This window comes from Arthrobacter sp. NPDC058130 (genome assembly GCF_042884475.1).
Lineage (GTDB): Bacteria > Actinomycetota > Actinomycetes > Actinomycetales > Micrococcaceae > Arthrobacter.
Genome location: NZ_JBHVTV010000021.1, coordinates 1 through 24,901, shown reverse-complemented (window position 1 = coordinate 24,901; position 24,901 = coordinate 1). Strand labels below are relative to the sequence as shown.

At 67.5% G+C, this 24,901-nt stretch carries 21 protein-coding genes, 2 tRNA genes and 1 riboswitch; of the genes, 2 read left to right on the top strand and 21 right to left on the bottom strand.

Translation table 11 applies throughout. The annotated features are described in order from the left end of the window. Positions 1-9: 9 nt before the first annotated feature. The 16 genes from ACFVTM_RS22200 to ACFVTM_RS22125 form a co-directional block, all read right to left on the bottom strand. Entirely contained in the window at positions 10-837 is an 828-nt protein-coding gene (locus ACFVTM_RS22200) for an amino acid ABC transporter ATP-binding protein (RefSeq protein ID WP_390206320.1), read from the bottom strand. Next, positions 824-1,489 (bottom strand): amino acid ABC transporter permease, encoded by a 666-nt coding sequence (locus ACFVTM_RS22195; RefSeq protein ID WP_390206318.1) that lies wholly within the window; start codon positions 1,487-1,489, stop codon positions 824-826. The genes ACFVTM_RS22200 and ACFVTM_RS22195 overlap by 14 nt, the downstream gene beginning before the upstream one ends. 36 nt (positions 1,490-1,525) lie before the next feature. Further along, positions 1,526-2,347 carry an amino acid ABC transporter substrate-binding protein gene (locus ACFVTM_RS22190; RefSeq protein ID WP_390206317.1) on the bottom strand — a complete coding sequence of 274 codons (822 nt, stop codon included), beginning with the start codon at positions 2,345-2,347 and terminating at the stop codon, positions 1,526-1,528. A gap of 220 nt (positions 2,348-2,567) precedes the next feature. Beyond that, positions 2,568-2,643: transfer RNA gene (locus ACFVTM_RS22185), tRNA-Ala, on the bottom strand. Between the two features lie 187 nt (positions 2,644-2,830). Next, positions 2,831-2,903 (bottom strand) — tRNA-Ala (locus ACFVTM_RS22180). A gap of 155 nt (positions 2,904-3,058) precedes the next feature. Then, positions 3,059-3,460, bottom strand: a complete 402-nt coding sequence (gene rsfS, locus ACFVTM_RS22175) for a ribosome silencing factor (protein WP_390206316.1) — start codon at positions 3,458-3,460, stop codon at positions 3,059-3,061. A 180-nt stretch (positions 3,461-3,640) separates the two neighbouring features. Further along, the gene (locus ACFVTM_RS22170; protein WP_390206315.1) at positions 3,641-4,846 is read right to left on the bottom strand and encodes a hypothetical protein; all 1,206 of its coding nucleotides are present in this window, start codon (positions 4,844-4,846) and stop codon (positions 3,641-3,643) included. A gap of 7 nt (positions 4,847-4,853) precedes the next feature. Beyond that, positions 4,854-5,552, bottom strand: coding sequence for a nicotinate-nucleotide adenylyltransferase (gene nadD / locus ACFVTM_RS22165; RefSeq protein ID WP_390206351.1), 699 nt, complete (start codon positions 5,550-5,552; stop codon positions 4,854-4,856). A 55-nt stretch (positions 5,553-5,607) separates the two neighbouring features. Beyond that, positions 5,608-5,847, bottom strand: coding sequence for a hypothetical protein (locus tag ACFVTM_RS22160; protein WP_390206314.1), 240 nt, complete (start codon positions 5,845-5,847; stop codon positions 5,608-5,610). 80 nt (positions 5,848-5,927) lie between these two features. Then, positions 5,928-7,313 (bottom strand): glutamate-5-semialdehyde dehydrogenase, encoded by a 1,386-nt coding sequence (locus ACFVTM_RS22155; RefSeq protein WP_390206313.1) that lies wholly within the window; start codon positions 7,311-7,313, stop codon positions 5,928-5,930. A gap of 26 nt (positions 7,314-7,339) precedes the next feature. Next, positions 7,340-8,512, bottom strand: a complete 1,173-nt coding sequence (gene proB, locus ACFVTM_RS22150; RefSeq protein ID WP_390206312.1) for a glutamate 5-kinase — start codon at positions 8,510-8,512, stop codon at positions 7,340-7,342. Next, positions 8,502-10,091, bottom strand: coding sequence for a GTPase ObgE (gene obgE / locus ACFVTM_RS22145; protein ID WP_390206310.1), 1,590 nt, complete (start codon positions 10,089-10,091; stop codon positions 8,502-8,504). Before obgE ends, proB begins: the two co-directional genes overlap by 11 nt. 116 nt (positions 10,092-10,207) lie before the next feature. Beyond that, a complete protein-coding gene (rpmA, locus tag ACFVTM_RS22140; protein WP_009372867.1) occupies positions 10,208-10,471 on the bottom strand; it encodes a 50S ribosomal protein L27 in 264 nt (87 codons plus the stop codon). Between the two features lie 61 nt (positions 10,472-10,532). Then, complete coding sequence (rplU, locus tag ACFVTM_RS22135; protein WP_018773353.1) at positions 10,533-10,841, bottom strand: 50S ribosomal protein L21; 309 nt, start codon at positions 10,839-10,841, stop codon at positions 10,533-10,535. Positions 10,842-11,198: 357 nt separating this feature from the next. Continuing rightward, positions 11,199-12,866 (bottom strand): bifunctional hydroxymethylpyrimidine kinase/phosphomethylpyrimidine kinase, encoded by a 1,668-nt coding sequence (locus tag ACFVTM_RS22130; protein ID WP_390206309.1) that lies wholly within the window; start codon positions 12,864-12,866, stop codon positions 11,199-11,201. Then, positions 12,849-12,946, bottom strand: a riboswitch (TPP riboswitch). Its footprint overlaps the gene before it by 18 nt. 165 nt (positions 12,947-13,111) lie before the next feature. Then, positions 13,112-16,366 carry an Rne/Rng family ribonuclease gene (locus ACFVTM_RS22125; RefSeq protein WP_390206307.1) on the bottom strand — a complete coding sequence of 1,085 codons (3,255 nt, stop codon included), beginning with the start codon at positions 16,364-16,366 and terminating at the stop codon, positions 13,112-13,114. A 479-nt stretch (positions 16,367-16,845) separates the two neighbouring features. On the opposite strand from ACFVTM_RS22125, the gene ACFVTM_RS22120 reads away from it, so the two are divergent. Then, entirely contained in the window at positions 16,846-17,517 is a 672-nt protein-coding gene (locus ACFVTM_RS22120) for a vitamin K epoxide reductase family protein (RefSeq protein ID WP_390206305.1), read from the top strand. 131 nt (positions 17,518-17,648) lie between these two features. On the opposite strand, the gene ndk is transcribed toward ACFVTM_RS22120, so the two are convergent. Genes ndk through ileS form a run of 4 tightly spaced genes read right to left on the bottom strand, consistent with a single transcriptional unit; the run spans position 17,649 to position 23,295 of the window. Further along, positions 17,649-18,062 (bottom strand): nucleoside-diphosphate kinase, encoded by a 414-nt coding sequence (gene ndk, locus ACFVTM_RS22115; RefSeq protein WP_390206304.1) that lies wholly within the window; start codon positions 18,060-18,062, stop codon positions 17,649-17,651. A 52-nt stretch (positions 18,063-18,114) separates the two neighbouring features. Continuing rightward, positions 18,115-18,585, bottom strand: a complete 471-nt coding sequence (locus ACFVTM_RS22110) for a DUF4233 domain-containing protein (RefSeq protein ID WP_390206303.1) — start codon at positions 18,583-18,585, stop codon at positions 18,115-18,117. Positions 18,586-18,588: 3 nt separating this feature from the next. After that, positions 18,589-19,947, bottom strand: coding sequence for a bifunctional folylpolyglutamate synthase/dihydrofolate synthase (locus ACFVTM_RS22105; RefSeq protein ID WP_390206302.1), 1,359 nt, complete (start codon positions 19,945-19,947; stop codon positions 18,589-18,591). A gap of 3 nt (positions 19,948-19,950) precedes the next feature. Then, on the bottom strand, positions 19,951-23,295 hold the full coding sequence (gene ileS / locus ACFVTM_RS22100; RefSeq protein WP_390206300.1) for an isoleucine--tRNA ligase: 3,345 nt from the start codon (positions 23,293-23,295) through the stop codon (positions 19,951-19,953). A gap of 412 nt (positions 23,296-23,707) precedes the next feature. Here ileS and ACFVTM_RS22095 point away from each other — a divergent pair, with 412 nt between their 5' ends. Further along, complete coding sequence (locus tag ACFVTM_RS22095) at positions 23,708-24,805, top strand: endonuclease/exonuclease/phosphatase family protein (protein ID WP_390206298.1); 1,098 nt, start codon at positions 23,708-23,710, stop codon at positions 24,803-24,805. A 5-nt stretch (positions 24,806-24,810) separates the two neighbouring features. Here ACFVTM_RS22095 and ACFVTM_RS22090 read toward each other — a convergent pair. After that, a partial coding sequence (locus ACFVTM_RS22090; RefSeq protein WP_390204589.1) for an integrase core domain-containing protein occupies positions 24,811-24,901 on the bottom strand: 91 nt, incomplete at its 5' end.

Here is a 24,901-nt window from a genome sequence, read left to right as displayed (position 1 = left end):
CGGGCCGCCCTAGAACGGGTTCAGCAGGCGGTCCACGAACTGCCGGGTGCGTTCCTCGCGCGGGTCGCGCAGCACGGTGTCCGGGTGGCCGCGCTCGACCACCACGCCGCCGTCCATGAAGATGACTTCGTCAGCCACCTGGCGGGCGAAAGCCAGCTCGTGGGTGACCACCACCATGGTCCAGCCTTCGTCCGCGAGCTCCTTGATGACGGCCAGGACCTCGCCCACCAGTTCGGGGTCCAGCGCCGACGTGGGCTCGTCGAAAAGCAGCAGCTGCGGGCGCAGGGCAAGGGCCCGCACGATCCCCACACGCTGCTGCTGGCCACCGGAAAGCTCGAAGGGATAGCTGTTCTCCTTGCCGGCCAGGCCGACGCGGGCCAGCAGTTCCCGGGCCTCCTGGGTCGCCTCAGCCTTGGGCCGCTTCTGCACCTGGACCGGGCCCTCGATCACGTTCTCCAGGACGGTTTTGTGCGGGAAGAGGTTGTAGTGCTGGAACACCATGGCGCTGCGGTCCCGCAAGGCGGGCACCTGCTTCTTTGCCACCGGTGTGGAAAAGTCGACGGTCAGTTGCCCCGCGAATTCGGCGACGCCGGCGTCGGGCACTTCGAGCCCGTTCAGGCACCGCAGGACTGTCGTCTTGCCTGACCCGGACGGCCCGATCAGCGTGACCACCTCGCCGCGGCGGACCTCAAGGTCAATGGATTTCAGCACTTCATGCTGGCCGAAGGCCTTCTTCAGGCCCCTGACGGTCAGCAGCGCCTCCTGTGGAACAGCGGCCTCCGGGGCGCCGCCCTCCGGGAGCGGGGGCTGCGTGGGAGGGAGTTCAGTGGGCGACATAGCGGTCCAATCTCTTCTCCAAGGCGGACTGTCCGCTGGCGAGGACGAGGCAGATGATCCAGTAGATGACGGCCGCCTCCAGGTACAGCAGCATGAATTCCTGGCTGAACGCGGCCACCTGCTGCGCCACGCGGAACAGTTCGGTGACCAGGATCAGGGACGCCAGCGAGGTGTCTTTGACCAGGCTGATGAAGGTGTTGGACAGCGGCGGGACCGAGACCCGGGCGGCCTGCGGCAGGATGATCCGCACCAAGGTCTGGTGGCGCGACATCCCGATCGTGTGTCCGGCCTCCCATTGCCCCTTGGGGACGGACAGGATGGCTGCCCGGATGACCTCCGCGGCGTAGCCGCCGACATTCAGCGAGAACGCGATGATGGCGCTGGGCCAGGGGCTGATGGTGATCCCAACGGACGGCAGCCCGTAGAAAATGACGAACAGCTGGACCAGGAGCGGGGTCCCGCGGATGACGGAGATGTAGGTCCGCGCCACACCGGAGACCACGCGATTGCGGCTCAGCCGCATGAGGGCGACCACCAGGGCCAGCAGCAGTCCCAGGCCGAAGGACGCCAGCGCCAACGGGATGGTGCCGGTGATCGCACCTGACAGGAGGGGTCCCAGCGAGGACCACACGAGTTCCCAGTTGATATTCATGCCCGAACGCTGCGTCCCTCGGCGGTTTCCACAGGGTTACTTCGAGACGTCGGCGTCGAAATACTTCTGCGAAATCTTCGTTAGTGTGCCGTCGGCCGCCAGTTCTCCGAGGGCCTTGTTGATGGCGTCGGTGAGGCTGGTCGATCCCTTGCGCAGGGCGATGGCACTCAGGGACTTGTCAGTGGTCTCGGCGGCAATCTTGATGCCGGTGTCGTGGTCGGTCTTCTGGTAGTCCAGGTAGGTCAGCTTGTCGTTGATGGTTGCATCCACACGGCCCTGCTTGAGCAGCGTGATCGCCTGCGCCCATCCCTCCACAGCCTCGACATTCGCGCCGCTCTGCTGCGCCAGCTTGTACCAGTTGCTGGTCAGGGACTGCGCGGTCGTCTTGCCCTTCAGGCTGTCGAAGGAAGTGATGTCGTTGTTGTCAGCCTTGGTGACGACGACGCCGGTGCTCACCGTGTAGGGGGTGGAGAAGTCGTACTTCGCCTTGCGTTCGTCCGTGATGGACACCTGGTTGGCGACGACGTCAAAGCGCTTGGCGTCGAGGCCGGCAAAGATGGCGTCGAACTGGGTTTCCTGGAAGGCCGGCTTGACGCCCAGCTTCGCGGCGACGGCGTTGATGATCTCCACGTCGTAACCGGTCAGTTCACCGCTGCCGTTGGCGTGGAACGTGAACGGCCTGTAGGTGCCCTCCGTGCCGACCTTGAGCACGCCCGCGCTCTTGACGTCGCTGAGGGACGTGTCCGCACCGGCCGCAGGCGCCGAGCTGGCCGGAGTGGTGGACGCGGAGCCGCAGCCCGCAAGGGCGAGTCCTGCTGCCGCAATGAGGCCGATAACGGAAAGTCGTGTGCGCTTCATGATGGTCCTTAGTCTTGGAGCCGGAAATGGCCTTCCGGCTAAGCCGCGTGGCGGCTATCTGCTAGCGACGATAGCAAGGTCCTGCTCGCGGCGCAGAGCTTAAATGACAGTTTGTGACATCCAGTCATGAGACAGTCTTGACGGATGCGCCGTCCGGTGTCCATCGCGCGTGCGCAGGGTACGAAAAAGGGAACCACCGCTAAACGGTGATTCCCTTTCCTGGTGGAGCTGAGGGGACTCGAACCCCTGACCCCCTGCATGCCATGCAGGTGCGCTACCAGCTGCGCCACAGCCCCTCATTTGCCTTGGAAGTTTTTCTCTTCCCTGAAGCAACCTGTCTAGCTTAAACCACAAATCGCGTTCGCGCTAATCGGCGCGCTGACCGGTCAAAATGGTGACCGGTACGCCTTTGGGCAACCGCGCTCCCCCGTTCCGGGCATAAAAAAATCCGCCGGAATCTTACGATTCCGGCGGATTATCCGGTGGAGCTGAGGGGACTCGAACCCCTGACCCCCTGCATGCCATGCAGGTGCGCTACCAGCTGCGCCACAGCCCCGAATTTTCGCTGCTCCGATCACGCCTAATGACGCGTAATGATCCGGTCTTTCGTTCGGATCTCTCCGAAGCAACTCAAATATCTTAGACCAGCCATTCCGAAAATTCCAAATCGGGCATATTCGCCCCGATCGGGCTGGCCGAGGCGCCGTTTTGCTACTCGGTGTCGGTGCTGGCGGTGGCCTTGGCGGAGGCGTCGTCACCCAGCTGCAGGTCAACGACCGGGCAGTCCTTCCAGAGGCGCTCGAGGGCGTAGAAGACGCGGTCTTCCTCGTGCTGGACGTGAATGACTACGTCTGAGTAGTCCAGCAGCACCCAGCGGCCGCCGGAGCGGCCCTCGCGGCGGACGGGCTTCTGGTCAAACTTGGAGAGTTCGTCCTCGATGCCGTCCACGATCGCGTTGACCTGGCGTTCGCTCGGCGCCGAGGCGATCAGGAAGACGTCGGCCAGGGCCAGCCGTTCGCTGACGTCCAGGGCCACGATGTCTTCGGCGAGCTTCTCCGAGGCAGCGCGGGCTGCGTGGCGGGCGGTAGTGATGGATGAATCGGTTGCAGACACGGGACTCCTTGTAGTGATGAAAACCTATAAATGAAAAACTCGGTGATGAAAAAATCTATGGTGGTGAAACAAAACCTGAACTGGGAAGCCGCATGTGAAACGCTCCGCCGGGTATCGGCCGAGCGGCTGGGGTGCCACTTCCCGTTCCATTCGACGGTGAAGCATCGAAGCCCATCTGGCCTAGCGCGCCATCCCGGTGACGATCAGTGTGATGCCGGCGATCAGGGCAACGATCCCCAACGCCAGGACGCCGAGTTGGAGCAAGCGCAGGCGCCGCGCCCGGCCCAGTCCGGCGGTGGCAGCATCCAGGGGATCCAGTCCGTAGGCGGAATTCGCTGCCACGGGCTCCCCGCCAACGGGGGCCTCGTCGGTCCCGCCCGCGGAAACGTCGGCTGGCCGGGCCTTTCCGGCCTTGGCGGCTGCTTCTGCGCGGGCCAGGACACCACTTTTGCCAGCGGCAGAACCCGTTGCAGGGCCAGCGAGGCGCTGGCGGGACAGGCCTGGGCGCCGCCCGCCGGGTTTCCGTGTCGCGTCCACCCGGGGGCCCGGGTTGGTGACAACCGGAACATACGACGTGGCAGGGCGCTTCATGACGGGCCGCTCCACGCCGGGAACATTCTCAAATTCCAAGGGTGTGACCATGGCCAGGTTGTTGGCCGTGGTGGGATCGTTGCGGGGCACTGCGGGCTGGCTGTTTTGTTCGGCGAGCTTCTGCTTGGCGGCGGCGCGGCGGTTCAGCACTGCGGCGCGCTCGGCCAGGGCGATCTGCTCGGCCAGGACGGCGGGGTCGACGGCGTCGGGATCCGTCGCCGCGATGTGCTCCATCTTGGCCACTTGGTTCTTGGCCTGCGCTGCGAGCAGTTCCCGCGCGGCCAGCGCCTGCTCGACGCTCATGCCCTCGGGCGGCTTCCCGCCTGGGCCGGCGCCGGCGGGATCCGCTGCGGGAGCTTTGGGGGCCGGGGCGCCTGACACAGCCGGAGCCGCGCCCTTCCCGGCTGGGTCTTTCTTGGCCGGGGAAACCACCGGATTGGCCCGGGTACGCGGGGACACCGGGACGATGGTGTTGGCCTGGGTGGCGGGGGCGGTTTCGGTCGCCAATTCCAGAAGCCGCAGCTGGCGCCGGGTGGGCGGTCCTCCCTGCGCCAGTTGGCCTTCCTTCTCAGCCAGTTCCTTGATGGTGCGCAGCGCGGCACGGTCCCGTGCCCGGATCTGGGAGGACCGCTCGGCACCGCCAGGCACAGAGTCCACGGGAGCGTCGGCAACACGACGGCTCCGGCCGGTGATTTCGGCCTCGGTCGGCTCGCCCGGTCCCGCAGTGTCCAGGCGTTCATCTCTGGCCTGCCGCAATTCGCGGCGGCTGCGGATCGGAGGCTGTTCCTGACTCATGGCAAACTCATTCAGTGCTGGCTGGTTGGGTTATCTCGAAGGCTGGATCGTGCTGTGTCGGGTCAATCCCTGCCGGACCAATTCCTGCCGCGGCGCGGCGGGCGCTGTTGGCCTCAGCGTGTCCGGCATCGAGGCGGACCGCGTCGGGGCTGGTGTGGTACAGGCCGTACTTTGCGATGTACTGGACCACCCCGTCCGGAACCAGGTACCAGACAGGATTGCCTTCGGCCACCCTCGTGCGGCAGTCCGTGGAGGAAATGGCCATGGCCGGGACCTCCAGGAGGCTGACGTCCTTGCGGCCCATGCCGTCCAGGACGTGGCCCGGCCGGGTGACACCCACGAAGTGCGCGAGCGACCACAGTTCGTCGATGTCTTTCCAGGACAAAATCTGGGCCAGCGCGTCCGCGCCGGTGATGAAGAAGAGATCGGCGTCCGGGCGCAGCGTGCGGAGGTCGCGCAGCGTGTCGATCGTGTAGGTCGGTCCCGGACGATCCACGTCCACCCTGCTCACGGTGAAGCGCGGGTTCGAGGCCGTGGCAATGACGGTCATGAGATATCGGTGCTCGGCTTCGCTGACCTTCTTGGCCGACTTCTGCCAGGGCTGGCCGGTGGGCACAAACACGACTTCGTCCAGGTCGAACTTGGCCGCGACCTCACTGGCCGCGACAAGGTGTCCATGATGGATGGGATCGAACGTGCCGCCCATCACACCCAGACGCAGGCGGCGCTGGGCGCCGCGCTGCCTCATGGTGGCGGAAATATTAGTGACCCTGGCTGTGATCGTGCTTGTTCGGGTGCTGGCGGTGCGGATCCGAGTGCTCCTCGACGGCCACGTGGCGCCTGCCCAGGTTGGAGTAGGACAGCGTGATCAACAGCAGGAGCACCAGGATGGCGAACATGGTCCCGCCAATGACAAACGGCGGTGCAATGAGCGGCGCGAGTTCCTCGTGGCCTGATTCGCCGGCGGCGGCGACGAAAGTGGCGATCTGCTGCGACAGCATGTTCTCCCCTAATGAGTTTAAAATTTGACGACGGCGGAGGTGTCCGCCGTTCCGATCTTCCGTTCCATGTTACAGCGTTGCTAGCCCCGGATCTGGCCCTCGCCCTGCACGATCCACTTGGTGGTGGTCAGTTCCGTCAGTCCCATGGGGCCGCGGGCGTGAAGTTTTTGGGTGGAAATCCCCACCTCGGCGCCGAGGCCGAGTTCGCCGCCGTCGGTGAAGCGGGTGGAGGCGTTCACGATCACGGCGGCCGAATCGATCTCGGCGATGAAGCGCTCGGCGTTGGCGAGGTCGTTGGTCAGGATCGCCTCGGTGTGGCCTGTGGACCACTTACGGATGTGCCTGACGGCTTCGTCCAGGCTGTCCACCATGGCCACGGCCAGGTCCAGGTTCATGTATTCGGTGGCCCAGTCTTCGTCGGTGGCCGGCACGGACTGGATCGACGCCGGCAGCGCGGCGCGGACGCGCTGGTCCACGTGCAGGGTGACGCCGGCGGCCCGCAGCGCGGCCGCGATGGCGGGAAGGACGGTGGACTTGGAGTGCACCAGCAGCGTTTCGACGGTGTTGCAGACGCTGGGCCGCTGGGTCTTGGCGTTGAGGAGGATGTCGACGGCCATGTCCTCGCTGGCCGACGCGTCGACGAAGATGTGGACGTTGCCCTCACCGGTCTCGATGACCGGCACGGAGGAGTTCGTCACCACGGTCTGGATCAGATCGCGGCCGCCGCGGGGAATGAGCACGTCCACCCGGCCGCGCGCCCGCATGAGGGCGTTGGCGCCGTCGCGGCCGTACTGGTCCACGGTCTGGACGGCGTCGGCGGGCAGGCCCACCGATTCCAGGGCGTCCCGGAGGATCGTGATGAGGGCGGCATTGGTGGCCGCGGCGGCGGATCCGCCGCGCAGGATGACGGCGTTGCCGCTCTTGAGGGCCAGGCCGGCAATGTCGACCGTGACATTGGGGCGGGCCTCGTAAATCGCGGCCACCACGCCCATGGGGACGTTAATCTGGCGGAGGCGCAGCCCGTTGGGCAGGGTCTGGCCCCGCACGACGTTTCCGACGGGGTCAGGCAGGGTGGCGAGGTTTTCCAGTGCCGCGGCGAGGGCCGTGATGCGTGTATCGGTCAGCGTCAAGCGGTCCAGCAGGGCGGCGCTGGTGCCGGCGGCCCGGCCGGACTCGACGTCCTTGGCGTTGGCGGCCAGGATCTGGTGCTTGTGTTCCACGAGCGCCTTGCCGATGGCGCGCAGGCCGCGGTCCTTCCAGGCCCGGTTCGCGTGGGCCATCTTCCGGGCGGCGTGGCGGGAGCGGTCAGCGATCGCATGGACGGCCGCTTCGATCTCTGTTGCCGTGGCCGGCGTCCCTGCCGGATCCGGCGCCGCGAAACCCTCGGCGGGCACGGATTTGCCGGCCGGGACAGTGTTAACAGGCAGGTCAGCGGGCACGGCGGCGGAAGTCAGGGCCTCAGTCATGCTTCCAGTTTAGGCGTCCAGTGGACCTAGACCAGCACCAGGTCGTCAACATGAACAACTTCGCGGTCATATCCGCGGCCCAGCGCCTTGCCCAGCTCCCGCGTGGAGCGGCCCAGCATTTGGGGCAGCTCGGCGGCGGAATAGTTGACCAGCCCGCGCGCAATCACGGTGTTGTCGACCGACACCATCTCGACTGCGTCGCCGGCCTCGAAGTCGCCTTTCACCTCGGCAATTCCGGCCGGGAGCAGCGAGGTGCGGCGGTCACGGACGGCCTCAACCGCGCCGTCGTCGAGCACCAGCGTGCCCTGCACCGACGCCAGGTGGGCCAGCCACAGGAGCCGGATCGGCTTGCGGGCGCCGTTGACGGAGAACCACGTCCCCACATCCTCGCCGGCCAGTGCGGCGGCCGCGTTATCCGTGGACGTAACCAGGGCGTGGATGCCTGAACCCGCGGCGATCGTGGCGGCTTCGACCTTGGTGACCATGCCGCCGGTGCCCACACCGGCCTTTCCGGTGCTGCCGATCGAGACGCCGTCGAGGTCGTGGGGGCCGGAGACGTGCGGGATGCGTTTGGCGCCATGCGACGGCGGGCCGTCGTACAGGGAGTCGACGTCGGAGAGCAGCACGAGTGCGTCTGCGCGGACCAGGTGGGCCACCAGGGCCGCGAGGCGGTCGTTGTCGCCAAAGCGGATCTCGTGGGTGGCCACGGTGTCGTTTTCGTTGACCACGGGGACGACGCCGAGGTTCAGCAGTCGGTCCAGTGCGCGGAACGCGTTGGTGTGCTGGCTGCGGCGCATGAAGTCATCCGCGGTCAGGAGCACCTGGCTGACCGTGACCCCGTGCGCCCCGAACGCGTGGGTGTACCGGGCCATCAGCAGGCCCTGGCCGACGCTGGCCGCGGCCTGCTGGGTGGCGAGGTCGCGGGGGCGCTTCTCCAGTCCCAGCGGGGCGAGGCCGGCGGCAATCGCGCCGGAGGACACCAGGATGATTTCCGTGCCGGCGTTGCGCTTGTGCGCGAGTGCGTCGGCGAGGCCGGTCAGGGCCTCTTCGGAGATCCCGCCCTTGATGGAGGTCAGCGAGGACGAGCCCACTTTGACGACGATCCGGCGGGCCCCGGAGAGCGCGGTGCGGTCGGGGGCGTTGTGGGTGTAGGCCGTATGCGGCTGTGACCGGTGCTCGACGACGGCCTTACTCGTCATCGTCTGCGCCCAGTCCACTCTCCTTGAGCGGCTGCCGTGCCCGGCGGCCGCTGACGGACTCGGTCCAGATCCCGGCTTTGCGTTCGGCTTCGAGCTCGGCGCGGGCGGCTGCCTTGGCGTCGCGGCGCTCCTGCTGTTCGTCGCGCTTCTGGCCACGCGTCGGGCGGTCGCCGATGTCGGCGAAGCGCACGTCGGTGCCACGCGGCGAGGCGAGCAGTTCGGCGCCGGCCATCATGGTCGGCTCCCAGTCGAAGACGACGCCGTCGTCGTCGCCGATCACCACCATGTCGCCGGGCTTGGCGCCCTGTTTGAACAGCTCATTTTCGACGCCCAGCTTGGCCAGGCGGTCGGCGAGGTAGCCGATAGCTTCCTCGTTGGTGAAGTCGGTCTGCTTGACCCAGCGCACAGGCTTCTCGCCCTGGACGCGGAAGAGCGGCTCGAGGCCCTTTTCCTCGCGGCGGATCGTGAAGCCGGTCTCGTTGACGGCGCGGGGGCGCAGCACGGGGGCGGCCACCTTCGGCGGGGTCGCGGCGACAGCGTCGCGGGCAGCCTGGACGATTTCGGCCATGGCGAAGCCGAGCTGGCGGAGGCCTTCGTGGCTCGTCGCGGAGATTTCGAAGACCCTGTAGCCGCGGGATTCCAGTTCCGGGCGGACGAACTCGGCCATGTCCTTGCCGTCGGGCAGGTCCACCTTGTTCAGGGCCACCAGCCGGGGGCGGTGGTTCAGCGGAACCACTTCGCCGTCGGCCCCGCTGTAGCTCATGTCCACGGCGTACTTCTCCAGCTCGGTCTCGATGATGGAGAGGTCGGAGAGGGGGTCTCGGTCCGATTCGAGTGTGCCGCAGTCCAGCACGTGCACGAGGGCGGCGCAGCGCTCGACGTGGCGCAGGAAGTGGTGGCCCAGGCCCTTGCCCTCGCTGGCGCCCTCGATCAGGCCGGGGACGTCGGCAATGGTGAAGCGGACCTCGCCGGCCTGGACGACGCCCAGGTTCGGGATCAGGGTGGTGAAGGGGTAATCGGCGATCTTGGGCCGGGCGGCCGACATCGCGGCGATCAGGCTGGACTTGCCGGCGGAGGGGAAGCCGACGAGGGCGATGTCAGCGATGGATTTCAGTTCCAGGACGACGTCGCTGGATTCGCCCTCGATGCCGAGCAGCGCGAAGCCGGGAGCGCGGCGCTTCTGGGAGGACAGCGCCGCGTTGCCGAGGCCACCGATGCCGCCGGCCGCGGCGATGTATTCGTCGCCGTCGCCCACGAGGTCGGCGAGGACTTCGCCGGACTTGGACTTGACAACGGTACCCACAGGCACCGGAAGGATCAGGGTTTCGCCGTTCTTGCCGCCGCGCCAGTCGCCCATGCCGGGGCCGCCATTGGTGGCGTGCCGGTGGGGGGCGTGATGGTAGTCGAGCAAAGTGGTGGTCTGCGAGTCGACGCGCAGGATGACGTCGCCACCGTTGCCGCCGTTGCCGCCGTCGGGACCGCCGAGGGGCTTGAACTTCTCACGGTGAACGGAGACACAGCCGTGGCCGCCGGTACCGCCGGATACATGCAGTACTACCCGGTCTACAAAGCTCGCCACGTAAATCTCCTCAGTGCTGTTCCCCGGACCCCAAAGCGGCCCAAGATGATTGTAATGCGGTTAAAACACCGGTGGAGCGGACCTAATGGCCCGCTCCACCGATTTAGAACTTATTGCTACTCTGCAGCTGCAGCAGCCACGATGTTCACAACGCGGCGACCACGGCGGGTGCCGAACTCGACAGCACCGGGGGTCAGGGCGAACAGGGTGTCGTCCCCGCCGCGGCCGACGCCGGCGCCCGGGTGGAAGTGGGTGCCGCGCTGGCGGACGATGATCTCGCCTGCGGAAACTACCTGGCCACCGAAGCGCTTGACGCCGAGGTACTGGGCGTTGGAGTCACGACCGTTGCGAGTGGAGCTCGCGCCTTTTTTATGTGCCATTTGAAATGCCTGCCTTCAAAAATTCTGGGGAAACTGCTGGAGCCTGTTCAGTAACGAAGAGTTACTTGATACCGGTGATCTTGACCTTGGTCAATTCCTGACGGTGACCCTGGCGCTTCTTGTAACCGGTCTTGTTCTTGAACTTCTGGATGACGATCTTCGGACCACGGAGGTCTTCGAGGATCTCAGCCGTAACCGTTACCTTGGCCAGGTCCGCAGCAGCAGACGTGACTTTGTCGCCGTCCACCAGGAGCAGTGCGGGCAACTCAAAGGTGCTGCCGGCTCCACCGGGGACGCGGTTCAGGGTAACGAAGTCTCCAACGGAAACCTTCTCTTGGCGGCCGCCTGCGCGGACAATCGCGTACACCACTGGGGAACTCACTTCTCTCGACGTTTATTACTAGATTTGCGTGCGGAACCTGGGGCCAAATTGTTTGGACCGGCTCACGCTGTGCCTCAACGCCGGTGGATTCCCCGGGGGAACCCATGAGCTATCCCCGGAACAAGTCCAGTTGGAATTCCAAGCGGACAGTTCTCAGGGTCATAACCCAAGTGTTGGCGTAAGCACCGAAGATCTAGAATACGCTAATTTTGCCTTCGGCCGCAAATGAGGCTGGCTCCGGGGGCAGTCCGTGACAGGCGCCACAACGCCTCTTGATGTTGTGCTGCCGCACCGACTTCCGGAACCGTGCCCCATCATCGTACCGGCTGTAGAAGCCGGCTCGCGTCAGGCGTGCAGCCGCGGCGCGTCGAAAAAGTCCACTTCGTAGCGCGAGGACTGCCGGAAGGCCAGGGCCATGGCCTCCCGCTCGCTCCCGGATGCCTGCCGGGCCGCCGTGTCCGTGTACGCGATGGCCTGCCGTGTTGCGGCGGCGAAGTCCTCATCGGCGTAAGTCCGCAGCCAGTCGGCGTAGGGATGCCCAGCGGGGGCCCCGCCGGCCAGGAACTCCCGGTGCAGGGTGGAGCCGACCTCGGCGTAGAGCCAGAAGCACGGCAGGGCCGCTGCCACGAGGACCCCGTAGCTGCCGGACACCGAGGCGGCCAGCAGGTGATCGACGTAGGACTTCGTCACCGGGCCCAGGGTGGCCGCCGTGGGGCGGGTGCTGAGCCAGGAACGGTGCAGCTCGGACTCGACCTCCAGGCAGGTCTGCGCCGACCGGGCCCAGAACAGCTGCTCGGCCTCGGTGGGGGCGATCGCGGCGGCCCGGGCCAGGACCCGGGCGTAGCCGTTGAGGTAGATGGCGTCCTGGGCGAGGTAGTACGCGAACTCGTGCTCGGGCAAGGTCCCGTCGCCCAGTCCGCGGATGAAGTCCAGGGCATAGATGGCGTCGAGATCGCCGGCGGCCCCCGCGTAAAGGGCAGCCGCGAACTCACCCTCCGCCGGAGCGTGGCTGTCAGTGCTGTGGCTCGCGGGACCGTGGCCCACATGACCGCTACCGACATGGTGGAAGTGATGGACCGGGCCGTTGCCGGTGCCGACGTCCAGGACCGAGGCCTCGCGGAGTGCGCCGAGCAGCCACGGCTTGACCTCCCGCAACGCCGCCTCCCAGTCCCCCACCCTGGCCTGCACGGTGGCCATGGCCGAGGACAGGGAGCAGCCGGTGCCGTGGCTGTTGCGCGTGGCGATCCGCTCCCCCGGCACCACCACCGTTTCCTGGCCGAGCAGGCCCCCGGTATTGACCAGGGCATCCGGGCAGCCGGCGTCGGCGTTGGCGTTGGCGTCGTTTCCGGCGCCCGCCGCATCGACAGCACCGCCCTCGAGGTGTCCGCCCTTGACCAGGACGGTGGTGCCGGTGAGGGCGGCCAGCCGTTTGCCCTGCGCCAGGGCCTCGGCCCAGTCGACCGCGACGGGCTCCTTGAGCAGGATGCCGAGTTCGGCGAGGTTCGGCGTGATGAGGTCCGCCAGCGGCAGGAGGGCCTGAAGGGCAGCCTCGGCCGATTCCTGCAGGAGCCGGTCACCGCTCGTGGCGACCATCACGGGGTCCAGGACGACGACGACGGGGCGCACCTTTTCCAGCCAGATGCGGACGGCGTCGATCACCGCGGCGTCGCCGAGCATGCCGATCTTGACGGCGTCGATGCCGATGTCGTCGCTGATGGCCTCCAGCTGGGCCGTGAGGAACGCTGCCGGAGGCACGTGGACGGCGCGCACCCCCTGGGTGTTTTGCGCGGTCAGCGCCGTGATGGCGGCCATGCCGTAGCCGCCGTTGGCCGCGATGCTCTTCAGGTCGGCCTGGATTCCGGCCCCGCCGGACGGGTCGGACCCGGCGATGGCCAGCACGCGGGGAATGCGCGGCGGCGCGGACGGGGACGGCCCGGAGGGCAGAAAATTGGCCGGCGGAATATTGTTGGGCCGGAACTCGGACGGGTTGGTTCTCGCGGACAAGTCAGACATCCCTTCGCCGGTGCTAACCGGACAGGTTCAACGGGTCTGGATCTCAGCCGGCCCGATGCGCGGCACCCCGTGTCAGTGTTCCAGCCTAGTCGTTGCCACCCGGCGGCCCCGTTAACGCACGTGCGGGCCCGGGCCGGGCGGACGTATTGTTACGCCCGCTCCGGCCCGGACCCGCATCCCGACCAGTCGAAAGGTGACCAGTCGGCGGCAGTGCCTTGGCCGAAGACGTGATCAGCCGTGGAGGACTACAGCTCCGATGCCGGCACGCCGACGCCGAGGATGATCGGCTCGTTGCCGGCGGGGACGGACGCCGGACCGGCCGCGGCGGGCGCCTTGGCCTCGTGAACCGATCCGGCCGCAGCAGGACGCGTGGCCTCGCGGTGTTCCACGGAGGTCTCGTTGGCTGCGCCCTGGGCGCGGCTGGCGCTGCGGTTGCGGCGTCCGCGGCGGCCACGGGTGGTGGTGTCCGCTGCCCGTGAAGCCGGGGCCTCCGCGGCGGGAGCGGCGGCCGGCGGTTCGGGTGCCTGCGGTGCCTGGGCCTCATCCTGCCCGTCGGCCGGCTTGCCGGGCTCGGCCTCGCCCAGGTTGGCGAAGGCCTCGGTCAGCAGGTCCAGGGTCAGGGCCGGTGCCGGTGTGTCCTCGGCGTGCTCGACGAAGGGCAAGGCAACCTGCTCGCCGCCAAAGGTCAGCACGGTCGCGGGACGTCCGGCCGCTTCGTCCGCGGCGGCGAGCTGCGTGACGGCGTCCACGGCGGCCTGGCGGGCGCCGGCGTCGCTGGCGGCGGCTGCCTCGCCGTCGTGCAGGTGCGCGGCGTGCGCGGCGGCGGCGATGTTCGCCAGCGCGGCCCGCGTGGCTTCGGCCTTGGCGTGGCGTTCGGCCTCGGTGGGCTCGGGGTGGACGGCCGCGGGCGTGGACGGCGCGGACTCGGTGCCCTGTCCTCCCCTGCCGCGGCGGCGGCTCTTGCGCTCGGTGCGGGCAGCAGGCTGGGCGGCCTCGGTGCGCGGCACATAGTGCTCGGCGGCGACGGTGTTGGCGCGGCGGTGTTCCACGGGCTCGTCATGGGTGACGATGCCGCGGCCGGCGCACGCTTCACACTGCTCGCCGAAGACTTCCAGCAGCCCGGTGCCCATCCGCTTGCGCGTCATCTGCACGAGGCCCAGCGAGGTCACTTCCGCCACCTGGTGCTTGGTCCGGTCCCGGCCCAGGCACTCCACCATGCGGCGCAGCACGAGGTCGCGGTTGGATTCGAGCACCATGTCGATGAAGTCGATCACGATGATGCCGCCGATGTCGCGCAGGCGCAGCTGCCGGACGACTTCCTCGGCCGCTTCCAGGTTGTTCTTGGTGACGGTTTCCTCGAGGTTGCCGCCGGAGCCGGTGAACTTGCCGGTGTTGACGTCCACCACGGTCATGGCTTCGGTGCGGTCGATCACGAGGGATCCGCCCGAGGGCAGGAAGACCTTGCGGTCCAGGGCCTTGTGGATCTGCTCGTCGATGCGCCAGGCCGCGAAGATGTCCGTGTCCTTGGTCCACTTCTCGAGCCGGCCCACCAGGTCCGGCGCCACGTAGGTGACGTAGGCCTCGATGGTGTCCCAGGCTTCCTCGCCGGAGACGATCAGCTTGGAGAAGTCCTCGTTGAAGACGTCGCGGACCACCTTGATGGTCAGGTCGGGTTCGCCGTAGAGCAGCTCGGGGGCGAGGATCTTGGTGGACGTCGACTGGCTTTCGATGCCCTCCCACTGCGCGCGGAGCCGGTTGATGTCGTGGGTCAGCTCTTCCTCGGAGGCACCCTCGGCCGCGGTGCGGACAATGACGCCCGCGTCCTCGGGCAGGCGGTCCTTGAGGATCCGCTTGAGGCGGTTGCGTTCGACGTCGGGCAGCTTGCGGGAGATGCCGGTCATCGAACCGCCGGGCACGTACACGAGGTAGCGGCCGGGCAGCGAGATCTGGCTGGTGAGGCGGGCGCCCTTGTGGCCGACCGGGTCCTTGGTGACCTGGACCAGCACGGAGTCGCCGGACTTGAGCGCGTTCTCGATCCGGCGCTGCTTGCCTTCGAGGTTGACGGACTCCCAGTTCACTTCGCCGGCGTACAGCACGGCATTGCGGCCGCGGCCGATGTCCACGAAAGCGGCTTCCATGGACGGGAGGACGTTCTGGACCTTACCCAGGTAGACGTTGCCGATCAGGGAATCCTGCTGGGTTTTGGACACGAAGTGCTCGGCCAGGACACCGTCCTCGAGGACACCGATCTGGATTCTGTCGTCGCGCTGGCGGACGATCATCTGCCGGTCCACGGACTCGCGGCGGGCCAGGAACTCGGCCTCGGTGATGACAGTGCGGCGGCGGCCGGTGTCGCGGGATTCGCGGCGGCGCTGCTTCTTAGCTTCCAGGCGGGTGGAGCCCTTGACCGACGTGACGCGGTTGTTGACCGGCGCCTCGGCCATCGCACGCGGTGCGCGGACCCGGGTCACCGTGTTGGGCGGGTCGTCGCCTTCCCCGCCGGTCAGCTCCAGGTCCTGGTCACCGCGGCGGCGGCGACGACGTCGGCGCGAGGTCACGCCGTCTTCGAGGGTTGCCTCGGAGCCTTCGTCGCCCTCTTCGTCGGTGCCTTCTGAATCGGTCTCGGACTCGGCGGAGGTGCGGGTGCGCCCGCGCCGGCCGCGGCTGCGGCGCCGACGGCGGCTGCCGGCGTCCTCGTCCTCCTCGCCTTCCTCGCCTTCCTCGTACTGGGGTTCCGCTGCGGCAGCGGGGGCCGGGCGCACCACGGTGCTGAGGTCGGGGGCCTGGAAGATCACGGACGTGAGGGCACCCGGTTCCATGAACAGTGACGCGGCCGGGCTTTCCTCGGGCCGGGCCTGCGGCTCTTCGGCCGGGGGCTCTTCGGTTTGGGTTTCTTCTGGCTGCGTCTCGGCAGGCTGGGCCTCCGCCGCGGGGGCTTCCGCGGGTGCTTCCGCAGAACCTTCCGCCGCGGCGGCTTCTTCGGCGGGGACGGCTGCTGCCGGAACCTCGTCGGCCTTCGGGGCCGCCTTCGCACGGCTGGCCCGGCGGCGGACCGGCTTCTCTGCGGCCTTCTCTGCGGCCTTCTCCGCTGTCTCTTCCTCGACGGACGCAGTCTCGGGAGCTTCTTCTGTGGCTTCTGCAGCGGCAGGCGCGCTGGCGTCGGGCTCTTCGGCGAAGGCGGGGAGCGGTTCCGGGGCGGCCACAGTCTTGCGGGCCCGGGTGCGCCGTGCGGGCGCTTTGACGGCAGTTTCGGGAGCTGCGGCCTCGGGGGCGGCTTCGCGTGAGGCGATGGGCTCGTCCGAGCCAGCCGCTTCGGCGAGGGCGGCGGCTTCAGCCACAGCCTCCGCCGCGGCTGCGGCGTCAATCTTGGCTACCGGGGCCTTCCGGCGGGTCCGGACGGCCCTCTTCGGCGCTACCGGAGCCTCTGTTTCCGCAGTTCCTTCTGCTTCCCCGGCGGCTACTACGTCTTCGTTACCCGTTACAACCTGGTCATTATCCATATGTGGCGACACTCCTGCCCCTGATGCGCCGCCACATTCGGCGCCCGTTGGGGCAAATATGCGTCAACACCCGCGGGCATTGACAGAAGTCAATTGGATACCCTCAGGTTCGCACCGGCAGTGGGGTGCGGCAGCCCTGGAGGGCCGGCGAGATTGTTATGGAACCCGTTGGCCTACATGCCACAACCAGGTGCCGACCAATGGCATTGCGGGACAGCTGGAATCAGAGGATCCGCAGCTCCCTGCTCATCATTGGCGGTCTTGAAACAAAATCGCCGGACCGGAATCCGGATGTGGATCGGGTTCCAGCCACGATCATTGTCTCACAGGAGGCGTCAAAGCTGGCGTAGGCAAGGCCGGAAGTGCTTCGGCAGTCGCGGAGAGCGCCGGGCGGCGCTGTTCTCCGGCACTCCCCAGTCTGCGGCGTTACAATCGGGCCAGAAGCACACCACCGACACGACTAAAGGGACTCATATTCCATGCCCAGCATCTCCAGCACTGCCGGCGACGCGACCGTGCACCAACCAGGTTCCGGCCCGGCTCCTGAGGACCGGTCCCTTCCCACGATGACCCGCGACCGCCCGTTCGCCTGGCTCCTGCTGATCACCGGCGTCATCGGCTGGCTCGCATCCGGGGCCCTGGTGCTGGAGAAGCTGGAAGTTCTGAAGGATCCGAACCACGTCACGGTCTGCGACGTGAACCCGTGGATCTCCTGCGGCCAGGTCATGCAGACACCGCAGAGTTCGGTGTTCGGGTTCCCCAACATGTTCATCGGAATCGTCGCCTTCGCCGTGATTATCACCACAGCCATGGGCATCCTGGCCGGCGCGAAATTCGCCCGGTGGTACTGGCTGGGGCTTCAGGCCGGCGTGACGCTGGGCTTCGCGTTCGTGGTCTGGCTCTGGTCCCAGGCCCTGTACTCCATCCACATCCTCTGCCCGTTCTGCATGGTGGTGTGGGCCGTGATGATCCCCATGTTCGTCTGGGTGAGCGTCCGCAACATTTCCCACGGTGTGATCGCGCTGCCCGCCGGTCCCACCAAGGTCCTCGGCGACTCGGGCTGGATCATCACGGCGTTGCTGTACGTCGCCGTGATCGCGACAATCTTCTTCGCCTTCATCCAGGTCTTCATCGGGACCTCCGGATACTAGGCGCCCCTCAACGCACCAAGACAGCAGACGCATCCGGACAACAGATGCACCCAGACAACAGATAAGGCCAATGTTCGCTCTGAACATTGGCCTTATCTGTCACCTCTGGGAGGAACGGATCGGGAAAGCCCCTAGAACCAGATCTTGATCTCGCGCTCGGCGGACTCCACGGAGTCCGAGCCGTGGACCAGGTTCTGCTGCACCTTCAGGCCCCAGTCGCGGCCGAAGTCGCCGCGGATGGTGCCGGGCGCCGCCGTCGTCGGGTCCGTGGTGCCGGCGAGGACGCGGAAGCCCTCTATCACGCGGTGTCCCTCAAAGATCGCGGCAACCACCGGGCCGCTGAGCATGAACTCAACCAGCGGCTCGTAGAACGGCTTGCCGATGTGCTCCTCGTAGTGCTGTTCCAGCAGCTCGCGGCTCGCGTCCACTTTCTTGAGCTCGGCCAGGGTGTAGCCCTTGGCTTCGATCCGGCTCAGGATGGCGCCGGACAGGTTGCGGGCGACGCCGTCGGGCTTGATCAGGACGAGGGTGCGCTCAATGCTCACAGTTGCTCCAATGTGTTGGGTGGGATTCGGGTCAAGTCTAAGGGGTCCGGGACTACGGGTTCGCGGTGCCGGGCGTTTGTTCCGGCCCGGAGCCCGCGGGATGGGCCGCGTCCCATTCAGCCTGCTCGCGGTCCCGCTGGGCGGCTTCCCGGTCAATCCGGATGCCGGTCCGGATGCCGTACCACCACGCCACGGCAAAGAGCGCGCCGACGACGTACATGGCAGGCTCCAGGACGCCGCCGAGGATCAGGACTAGCTGCAGGATCCAGCCCAGGGCCACCCCCCAGGGTTTTGAGAGGACAGCGCAGGTGAAGATGAACACCAGGCACAGGCCGATCCCCACCGAGAAGACCAGTCCTGCGGGGTATTCATTGCGGTGCAGCCCAAAGATGGCCAGCGTCCCGAAGAGCACCACGAACGCTTCCAGCAGCAGGACCGTGGAGGCGAACATGACCTTCGTGGACCGCCGCTTTTTGGGCATGCCCGGGCGCCACTCGCGCTGGGCTTTGGTAAGTTTGGCCATCGCTTACGCGTCCGCCTTTCCGAGCAGGATCCGGGCGTCGGCGACGAGCGTGATGGAACCGGTCACGAGGACCCCGCCGGCGGGTTCGTCATCGGCGTCGGCGCGTTCCACGGCCCATTCAAGAGCGTCGTCGAGCTTCGCGGCGACGTGGATGCTGTCCTCGCCGAAGCCGAGGTCAACCGCGATCTCGGCAAGGTCCTCGGCCGGCACGGCCCGTGGCGAGTTGGACTCGGTGAAGCAGTATTCGGCGGCCAGGTCGCCCAGGGACTCCTTGAGTTGGCGGAGGATCTCCTCGGCGTCTTTTTCCCGCAGGACACCCACCACCACCACCAGCTTGGTGAAGTTGAAGGCCTCGTGGATGGCCTCGGCGGAGACCCGGATGCCTTCGGGGTTGTGGGCCGCGTCCACGATGATGCTGGGCGAGGTGCGGACCACCTCGAGCCGTCCCGGGGAGGTGACGGAGGCGAAGGCCTCCTGCAGGATCTCGGCGTCGATCGCCTTTTCTCCGCCGAAGAAGGCTTCCAGCGCGGCAATCGCGACGGCGGCGTTCTCGGCCTGGTGGGCGCCGTGCAGGGGCACCAGCAGGTCCTCGTAGCGTCCGGCGAGGCCCTGGATGGTGACCATCTGGCCGCCCACCGCGACGGTGCGGGATTCAACGCCGAACTCCACGCCTTCGAAGCGGAACGGCACGTTAACCTCCTTGGCCTTCTCGAGCAGGACCTGGGCCGCGTCGACGGGCTGCGCGGCGCTGACGAGGAAGCCGCCGGGCTTGATGATGCCGGCCTTCTCGTAGGCGATGTCCCCGGTGGTGTCGCCGAGCAGGTCGGTGTGGTCCAGGGAGATCGGGGTGATGACGGACACCTGGCCGTCGCCGACGTTCGTGGCGTCGGTGATGCCGCCCAGGCCCACCTCGATCACCGCGACGTTGACCGGCTGGTCGGCGAAGACCGCGAAGCCCAGGATGGTCAGGCACTCGAAGTAGGTCAGCCGCGGCTGGCCCTGGGCTTCGAGTTCGCCGTCCACGATCTGCAGGTAGGGCCGGATCTCGTCCCAGATCCGGACGAAGGTCTCGTCCGGCACCGGGGCGCCGTCGATGCTGATCCGCTCGGTGACCTTGGACAGGTGCGGGCTCGTGTAGCGGCCGGTGCTCAGGCCGTGGGCGCGCAGCCCGGCCTCGATCATCCGGGCCGTGGAGGTCTTGCCGTTGGTGCCGGTGACGTGGATGATCGGGAACGCCTTGTTCGGCTCCCCCAGGATTTCCATGGCCCGGAACAGCGGGGCGAGCCGCGGTTCCATTTTATTTTCGGGCGCCCGGCCCAGCAGCTCGGCGTAGACGCTCTCTACGGAGAATTCGTCGGTCATGGCTTAGGCCCCAACTTTCTTGGCGACACTGACCTGGGGGTCCTTGACGTCGGCCGTCACGGTTTCCAGGTCGATGGTGAGGGTTTCGGTCTTGACGAGCTCGGCGTTGGCCAGCAGGGCCTCGACGACGTCCGGTTTCGCCGTGACGGACGTGCGGATCCGGTCGCTGACGTTGAGTCCGGCGTCCTTGCGGGCCTGCTGGATGGCGCGAACCATGTCGCGTGCCATGCCCTCGGCCTCCAGCTCGGGGGTGACCTCGGTGTTCAGGACCACGAAGCCGCCGCCGGGAAGCACTGCCGCGGCCCGGGAGCCTGCGCCCTCCGCGGCCTCGGCCACGACGGTCTCCAGGGTGTACTCCTGCGGTTCGAGCTCGAGCCCGCCGGCGGTGACCACTCCGGCTTCGCTGACCGACCAGTCGCCGGACTTGGAGCCCTTGATGGCCTGCTGGACGTTTTTGCCCAGGCGCGGGCCGGCGGCGCGGGCGTTGACCACGAGCTTCTGTTCGATGCCGAACTCCTCCGGGGAGGCGCTCTCGGCGTCGAGCAGGCGGACCGAGCGCAGGTTCAGTTCATCGGCGACGACGGCGGCGAAGCCTCCCAGCGCGTCCGCGCCGGGTGCCACGACGGTGAGTTCCTGCAGCGGCAGGCGCACCCGCAGGTTAGCGGCTTTGCGCAGCGAGGAGCCGGTGGAGCAGATCTGCTGCACCCGGTCCATCGCCTCGACCAGTTCGGCGTTGGCCGGGAACAGTCCGGCGTCCGGCCAGTCGGCCAGGTGCACGGAGCGGCCGCCGGTGAGGCCACGCCAGATCTCCTCGGAGACCAGCGGCAGCAGGGACGCGGCCACGCGGCAGACCGTCTCCAGCGCCGTGTAGAGCGCGTCGAAGGCGTCCACGTTCTCATCGAAGAAGCGCTGGCGGCTGCGGCGGACGTACCAGTTGGTGAGCATGTCCAGGTAGCTGCGCAGCTCATCGCAGGCCCCCGAGATGTCGTAGCTGTCCAGCTGGGCGGTCATGTTCCGGACCAGGTCCCCGGTGTTGGCCATGAGGTACTGGTCCAGGGTGTCGGCGTAGCCGTCGTAGCGCAGCTTCGCGTCGTATCCATTCCCGCCGTCCGCCGCGTTCGTGTACAGCGTGAAGAAGCTGTACACGTTCCACAGCGGCAGGATGACCTGGCGGACGCCGTCGCGGATTCCCTGCTCGGTGACCACGAGGTTGCCGCCGCGCAGGATGGGGCTGGACATCAGGAACCAGCGCATGGCGTCGGAGCCGTCGCGGTCCAGGACCTCGGAGACGTCCGGGTAGTTGCGCAGGCTCTTGGACATCTTCTGCCCGTCGGAGCCCAGTACGATGCCGTGGCTGATGACGTTGCGGAAGGCCGGCCGGTCGAACAGCGCGGTGGAGAGGATGTGCAGCATGTAGAACCAGCCGCGGGTCTGGCCGATGTACTCGACGATGAAGTCCGCCGGGTTGTGGGTGTCGAACCATTCCTCGTTCTGGAAGGGGTAGTGCACCTGGCCGTAGGGCATGGAGCCGGAGTCGAACCAGACGTCCAGGACGTCCTCGACGCGGCGCATCACGGACTGGCCCTGCTCCGGGGTGCGGGGGTCGTCCGGGTTCGGGCGGGTGAGCTCGTCGATGAACGGCCGGTGCAGGTCCACCTCGCCGGCCTTGTTCAGCGGCAGGCGGCCGAAGTCGGCCTCGATCTCGGCCAGGGAGCCGTAGACGTCGGTCCGCGGGTAGTCGGGGTCGCTGGACTGCCACACCGGGATGGGGCTGCCCCAGTAGCGGTTGCGGCTGATCGACCAGTCGCGGGCGTTCGCGAGCCATTTGCCGAACTGGCCGTCCTTGACGTTGCCCGGGATCCAGTTGATCTCCTGGTTGAGTTCGGACATGCGGTCTTTGAACTTGGTGACCTCGACGTACCAGGAGGACACGGCGCGGTAGATCAGCGGGTTGCGGCAGCGCCAGCAGTGCGGGTAGCTGTGCTCGTAGCTGGCCTGGCGGACCAGGCGGCCCTGGGCGCGGAGCACCTGGGTGATGGGCTTGTTGGCCTCGAAGACCTGCAGTCCGGCGATCTCGGCCAGCGGGCCGTGGCTGAACAGCGGCAGGAACTTGGCGCCCTCGTCCACGGAGAGGACCACGGGGATGCCAGCCTCTTCACAGATTTTCTGGTCGTCCTCACCGTAGGCGGGCGACTGGTGGACAATGCCGGTGCCGTCGGTGGTGGTGACGTAATCGGCCTCGAGGAAACGCCAGGCGTTCTGGTTGCCGTACTTCTCGTTGTCGTGGAAGTAGTCCCAGAGCGGCTCGTAGGCCAGGCCGTCGAGCTCGGCGCCGGTGTGGCGGGAGGTGATGGCAGCTTCCGCGGCGGCGACGCCCTCGGCGCCGTCGCCGTAGCCGAGGTCCTTGGCGTAGGCGCCCAGGAGGTCCGCGGCAAGCAGGAAGCTGCCGGTGACCGGTGCCTCGGCAGCGGCGGCCTTGATCCCGAGCGGTCCGGCGGGCAGGACCACGTAGGTGATGGAAGGCCCGACGGCGAGCGCCGCGTTCGTGGGCAGCGTCCAGGGCGTGGTGGTCCAGGCGAGCGCCTGCACCCCGGCGAGCCGCTGGGACAGCTCCGACTCCCCCGCCGTGATCGGGAAGGTCACCGTGACGGTCTGGTCCTGGCGGTTCTTGTAGACGTCGTCGTCCATGCGCAGCTCATGGTTGGACAGCGGCGTCTCGTCCTTCCAGCAGTAGGGCAGCACGCGGTAGCCGTTGTAGGTCAGGCCCTTTTCGTGCAGCTGCTTGAAGGCCCACAGCACGGACTCCATGTACTCGACGTTGAGCGTCTTGTAGTCGTTTTCGAAGTCGACCCAGCGCGCCTGGCGGGTGACGTAGCTCTTCCACTCGTCGGCGTACTTCATGACGGAGGCACGGCAGGCGTCGTTGAACTTGTCGATGCCCATGGCCTCGATCTGGGTCTTGTCCGTCATGCCCAGCTGCTTCATGGCTTCCAGCTCGGCGGGCAGGCCGTGGGTGTCCCAGCCGAAGCGTCGCTCGACGCGGCGGCCGCGCTGGGTCTGGTAGCGGCCCACGAGGTCTTTGGCGTAGCCGGTCAAAAGGTGGCCGTAGTGCGGCAGTCCGTTGGCGAAGGGCGGGCCGTCGTAGAAGACGAATTCGTTGCTGCCGTCTTTGCCAGCATCCCGCTGGTCGATGCTGGCCTGGAAGGTGCCGTCCTGGTCCCAGTACTTGAGGATGCGCTCTTCGATCTCCGGGAACTTCACGGAGGCCGATACACCAGAGGTGCTGGAAGTAGCGGTGGTGGAACCGGCGCCTGTGGGTGCGGCGGAGGCCTTGGGGTAATAAGTCATCTCGACATCCTGGGTTGAGCGGCGAACACATGTATTCATTCAGGATGCGAGGACGGCCCCTGCACTGTCTTTCGACAACACCGGCACCGCGGTACCACCTCACTTACCGCCACCGGTGTGCACCTTTTCGAGAAAGGGCTGCACCGGCGTCGGCCGCTCATTACTGCTGTGACGGGCTTACCCGTCCGGTTCTACTGGCCTCAGCGATCTCATGCTCAGCGATCTCATGCCTCGCGAGGGCGTTCTTCCGGAAGCTCACCGGTGATGGCCGGGTCGAAGCTGCTAAGACGATGGTACCGGAGAAAATACGGCGATTCACAGCGCGGCAAACACAGCCGGGAGGGGGCGACGCCGGGGGCCCGACTGCATAGACTCGTGCCATGACCGCCCACCGGCCGCCTCGGGCCGCCCCGTGAAGAGCCGCAGCTCGAGCCGCCGCTGGCAGCTGTCCTCTGCACTTTGCGCCGCACCTGTCGCGGCGGTGTCCATCTTCCGGGCGGTCCCGGCGCCCTGGCCGGCCCCCGTGGTGCAGCTCGTAGCCTTCACACCCTGGTTCGTGCTCCCCGCCAGCGCGGCCGTCCTGCTGGCGCTGCGGGCGCGCCGTCCGTGGGCGGCCCTCCCGGCCGGTGCCCTCCTGGCCTTGCAACTGCTGTGGCTGTTCCCGCCCGACCGCGTGGCCGACCGGCTCCTGGCCCGGCAGGCGGATCCGCCGCAGGAGCTGTCCACCGGACAGTCCACCGAACAGGGCACAGGACTGAACACCGGGCTGGGCGCCGGACAGCTGCCAACCGCAGACCTGACAGTCATGAGCCTCAACGCCTGGAAGGGCCAGGCGGACGCCGCGGAGGTGGTGCGGCTGGTGCGCGAGAACGGCGTCGAGCTCCTTGCCGTCCAGGAACTCTCCCCGGCCCTGGAACGACGGATGGATGAGGCGGGGCTGGGCGCGCTGCTTCCGCACCGCATCAGCCGCACACGGGACGGCGCGGGCGGCGGCGCCGTGTACTCTTCCCGCCCGCTCCGTCCGGTGGACTCCGTGAACGGTTCCGCCTTCCACATGCCCACGGTGCAGCTGGAGCTCGACGCCGGCGGCCGGCCGGTGTCCCTCAGCGTCACCAACGTGCACACCAAGGCTCCGGTGTGGGGCCGGGCCGGGCAGTGGCGGAGCGAACTGGCCGCCTTGGGCCGCCGCGCCGCCCGTCCCGGCAACGTGCTGCTCCTGGGCGACTTCAATGCCACGCTCGACCACGCCGAGTTCCGCCAGCTGCTGGACGGGACCGGCGCAGGATCCGACGGGACCGCGCCAGACGGACCACTCGTCGATGCCGGGGCCGCGGCCCTGGCCCGCCTGGTGCCGACCTGGCCCATGGCCGGTCCTCCGCTGCCGGGCGTGGTGATCGACCACATCGTGACCGGCCCGCAGATGCGAAGCCGCGGCTATGCCGTGCTGCCGGTGGCCGGGTCGGACCACGCGGCGGTTCTGGCCACGTTGTCCGTGCCGGCGGAGGACTAGCTGTACTAACCCGGTTGGTTGGTGACGCGGCTGGCGGGTGAGGCGCCTTTGAGGGCGGTGTGGGGCCTGTGGTGATTGTAGTGCTCGATGAAGTCC

Excerpts from the sequence above, each read along its gene's own strand:
- ACFVTM_RS22200 (WP_390206320.1), bottom strand. The coding sequence starts at position 837 with ATGTCGCCCACTGAACTCCCTCCCACGCAGCCCCCGCTCCCGGAGGGC.
- ACFVTM_RS22195 (WP_390206318.1), bottom strand. The coding sequence starts at position 1,489 with ATGAATATCAACTGGGAACTCGTGTGGTCCTCGCTGGGACCCCTCCTG.
- ACFVTM_RS22190 (WP_390206317.1), bottom strand. The coding sequence starts at position 2,347 with ATGAAGCGCACACGACTTTCCGTTATCGGCCTCATTGCGGCAGCAGGA.
- ACFVTM_RS22170 (WP_390206315.1), bottom strand. The coding sequence starts at position 4,846 with ATGAGTCAGGAACAGCCTCCGATCCGCAGCCGCCGCGAATTGCGGCAG.
- nadD (WP_390206351.1), bottom strand. The coding sequence starts at position 5,552 with ATGGGCGGCACGTTCGATCCCATCCATCATGGACACCTTGTCGCGGCC.
- ACFVTM_RS22160 (WP_390206314.1), bottom strand. The coding sequence starts at position 5,847 with ATGCTGTCGCAGCAGATCGCCACTTTCGTCGCCGCCGCCGGCGAATCA.
- ACFVTM_RS22155 (WP_390206313.1), bottom strand. The coding sequence starts at position 7,313 with ATGACTGAGGCCCTGACTTCCGCCGCCGTGCCCGCTGACCTGCCTGTT.
- proB (WP_390206312.1), bottom strand. The coding sequence starts at position 8,512 with ATGACGAGTAAGGCCGTCGTCGAGCACCGGTCACAGCCGCATACGGCC.
- rpmA (WP_009372867.1), bottom strand. The coding sequence starts at position 10,471 with ATGGCACATAAAAAAGGCGCGAGCTCCACTCGCAACGGTCGTGACTCC.
- ACFVTM_RS22130 (WP_390206309.1), bottom strand. The coding sequence starts at position 12,866 with ATGTCTGACTTGTCCGCGAGAACCAACCCGTCCGAGTTCCGGCCCAAC.
- ACFVTM_RS22125 (WP_390206307.1), bottom strand. The coding sequence starts at position 16,366 with ATGGATAATGACCAGGTTGTAACGGGTAACGAAGACGTAGTAGCCGCC.
- ACFVTM_RS22120 (WP_390206305.1), top strand. The coding sequence starts at position 16,846 with ATGCCCAGCATCTCCAGCACTGCCGGCGACGCGACCGTGCACCAACCA.
- ACFVTM_RS22110 (WP_390206303.1), bottom strand. The coding sequence starts at position 18,585 with ATGGCCAAACTTACCAAAGCCCAGCGCGAGTGGCGCCCGGGCATGCCC.
- ACFVTM_RS22105 (WP_390206302.1), bottom strand. The coding sequence starts at position 19,947 with ATGACCGACGAATTCTCCGTAGAGAGCGTCTACGCCGAGCTGCTGGGC.
- ileS (WP_390206300.1), bottom strand. The coding sequence starts at position 23,295 with ATGACTTATTACCCCAAGGCCTCCGCCGCACCCACAGGCGCCGGTTCC.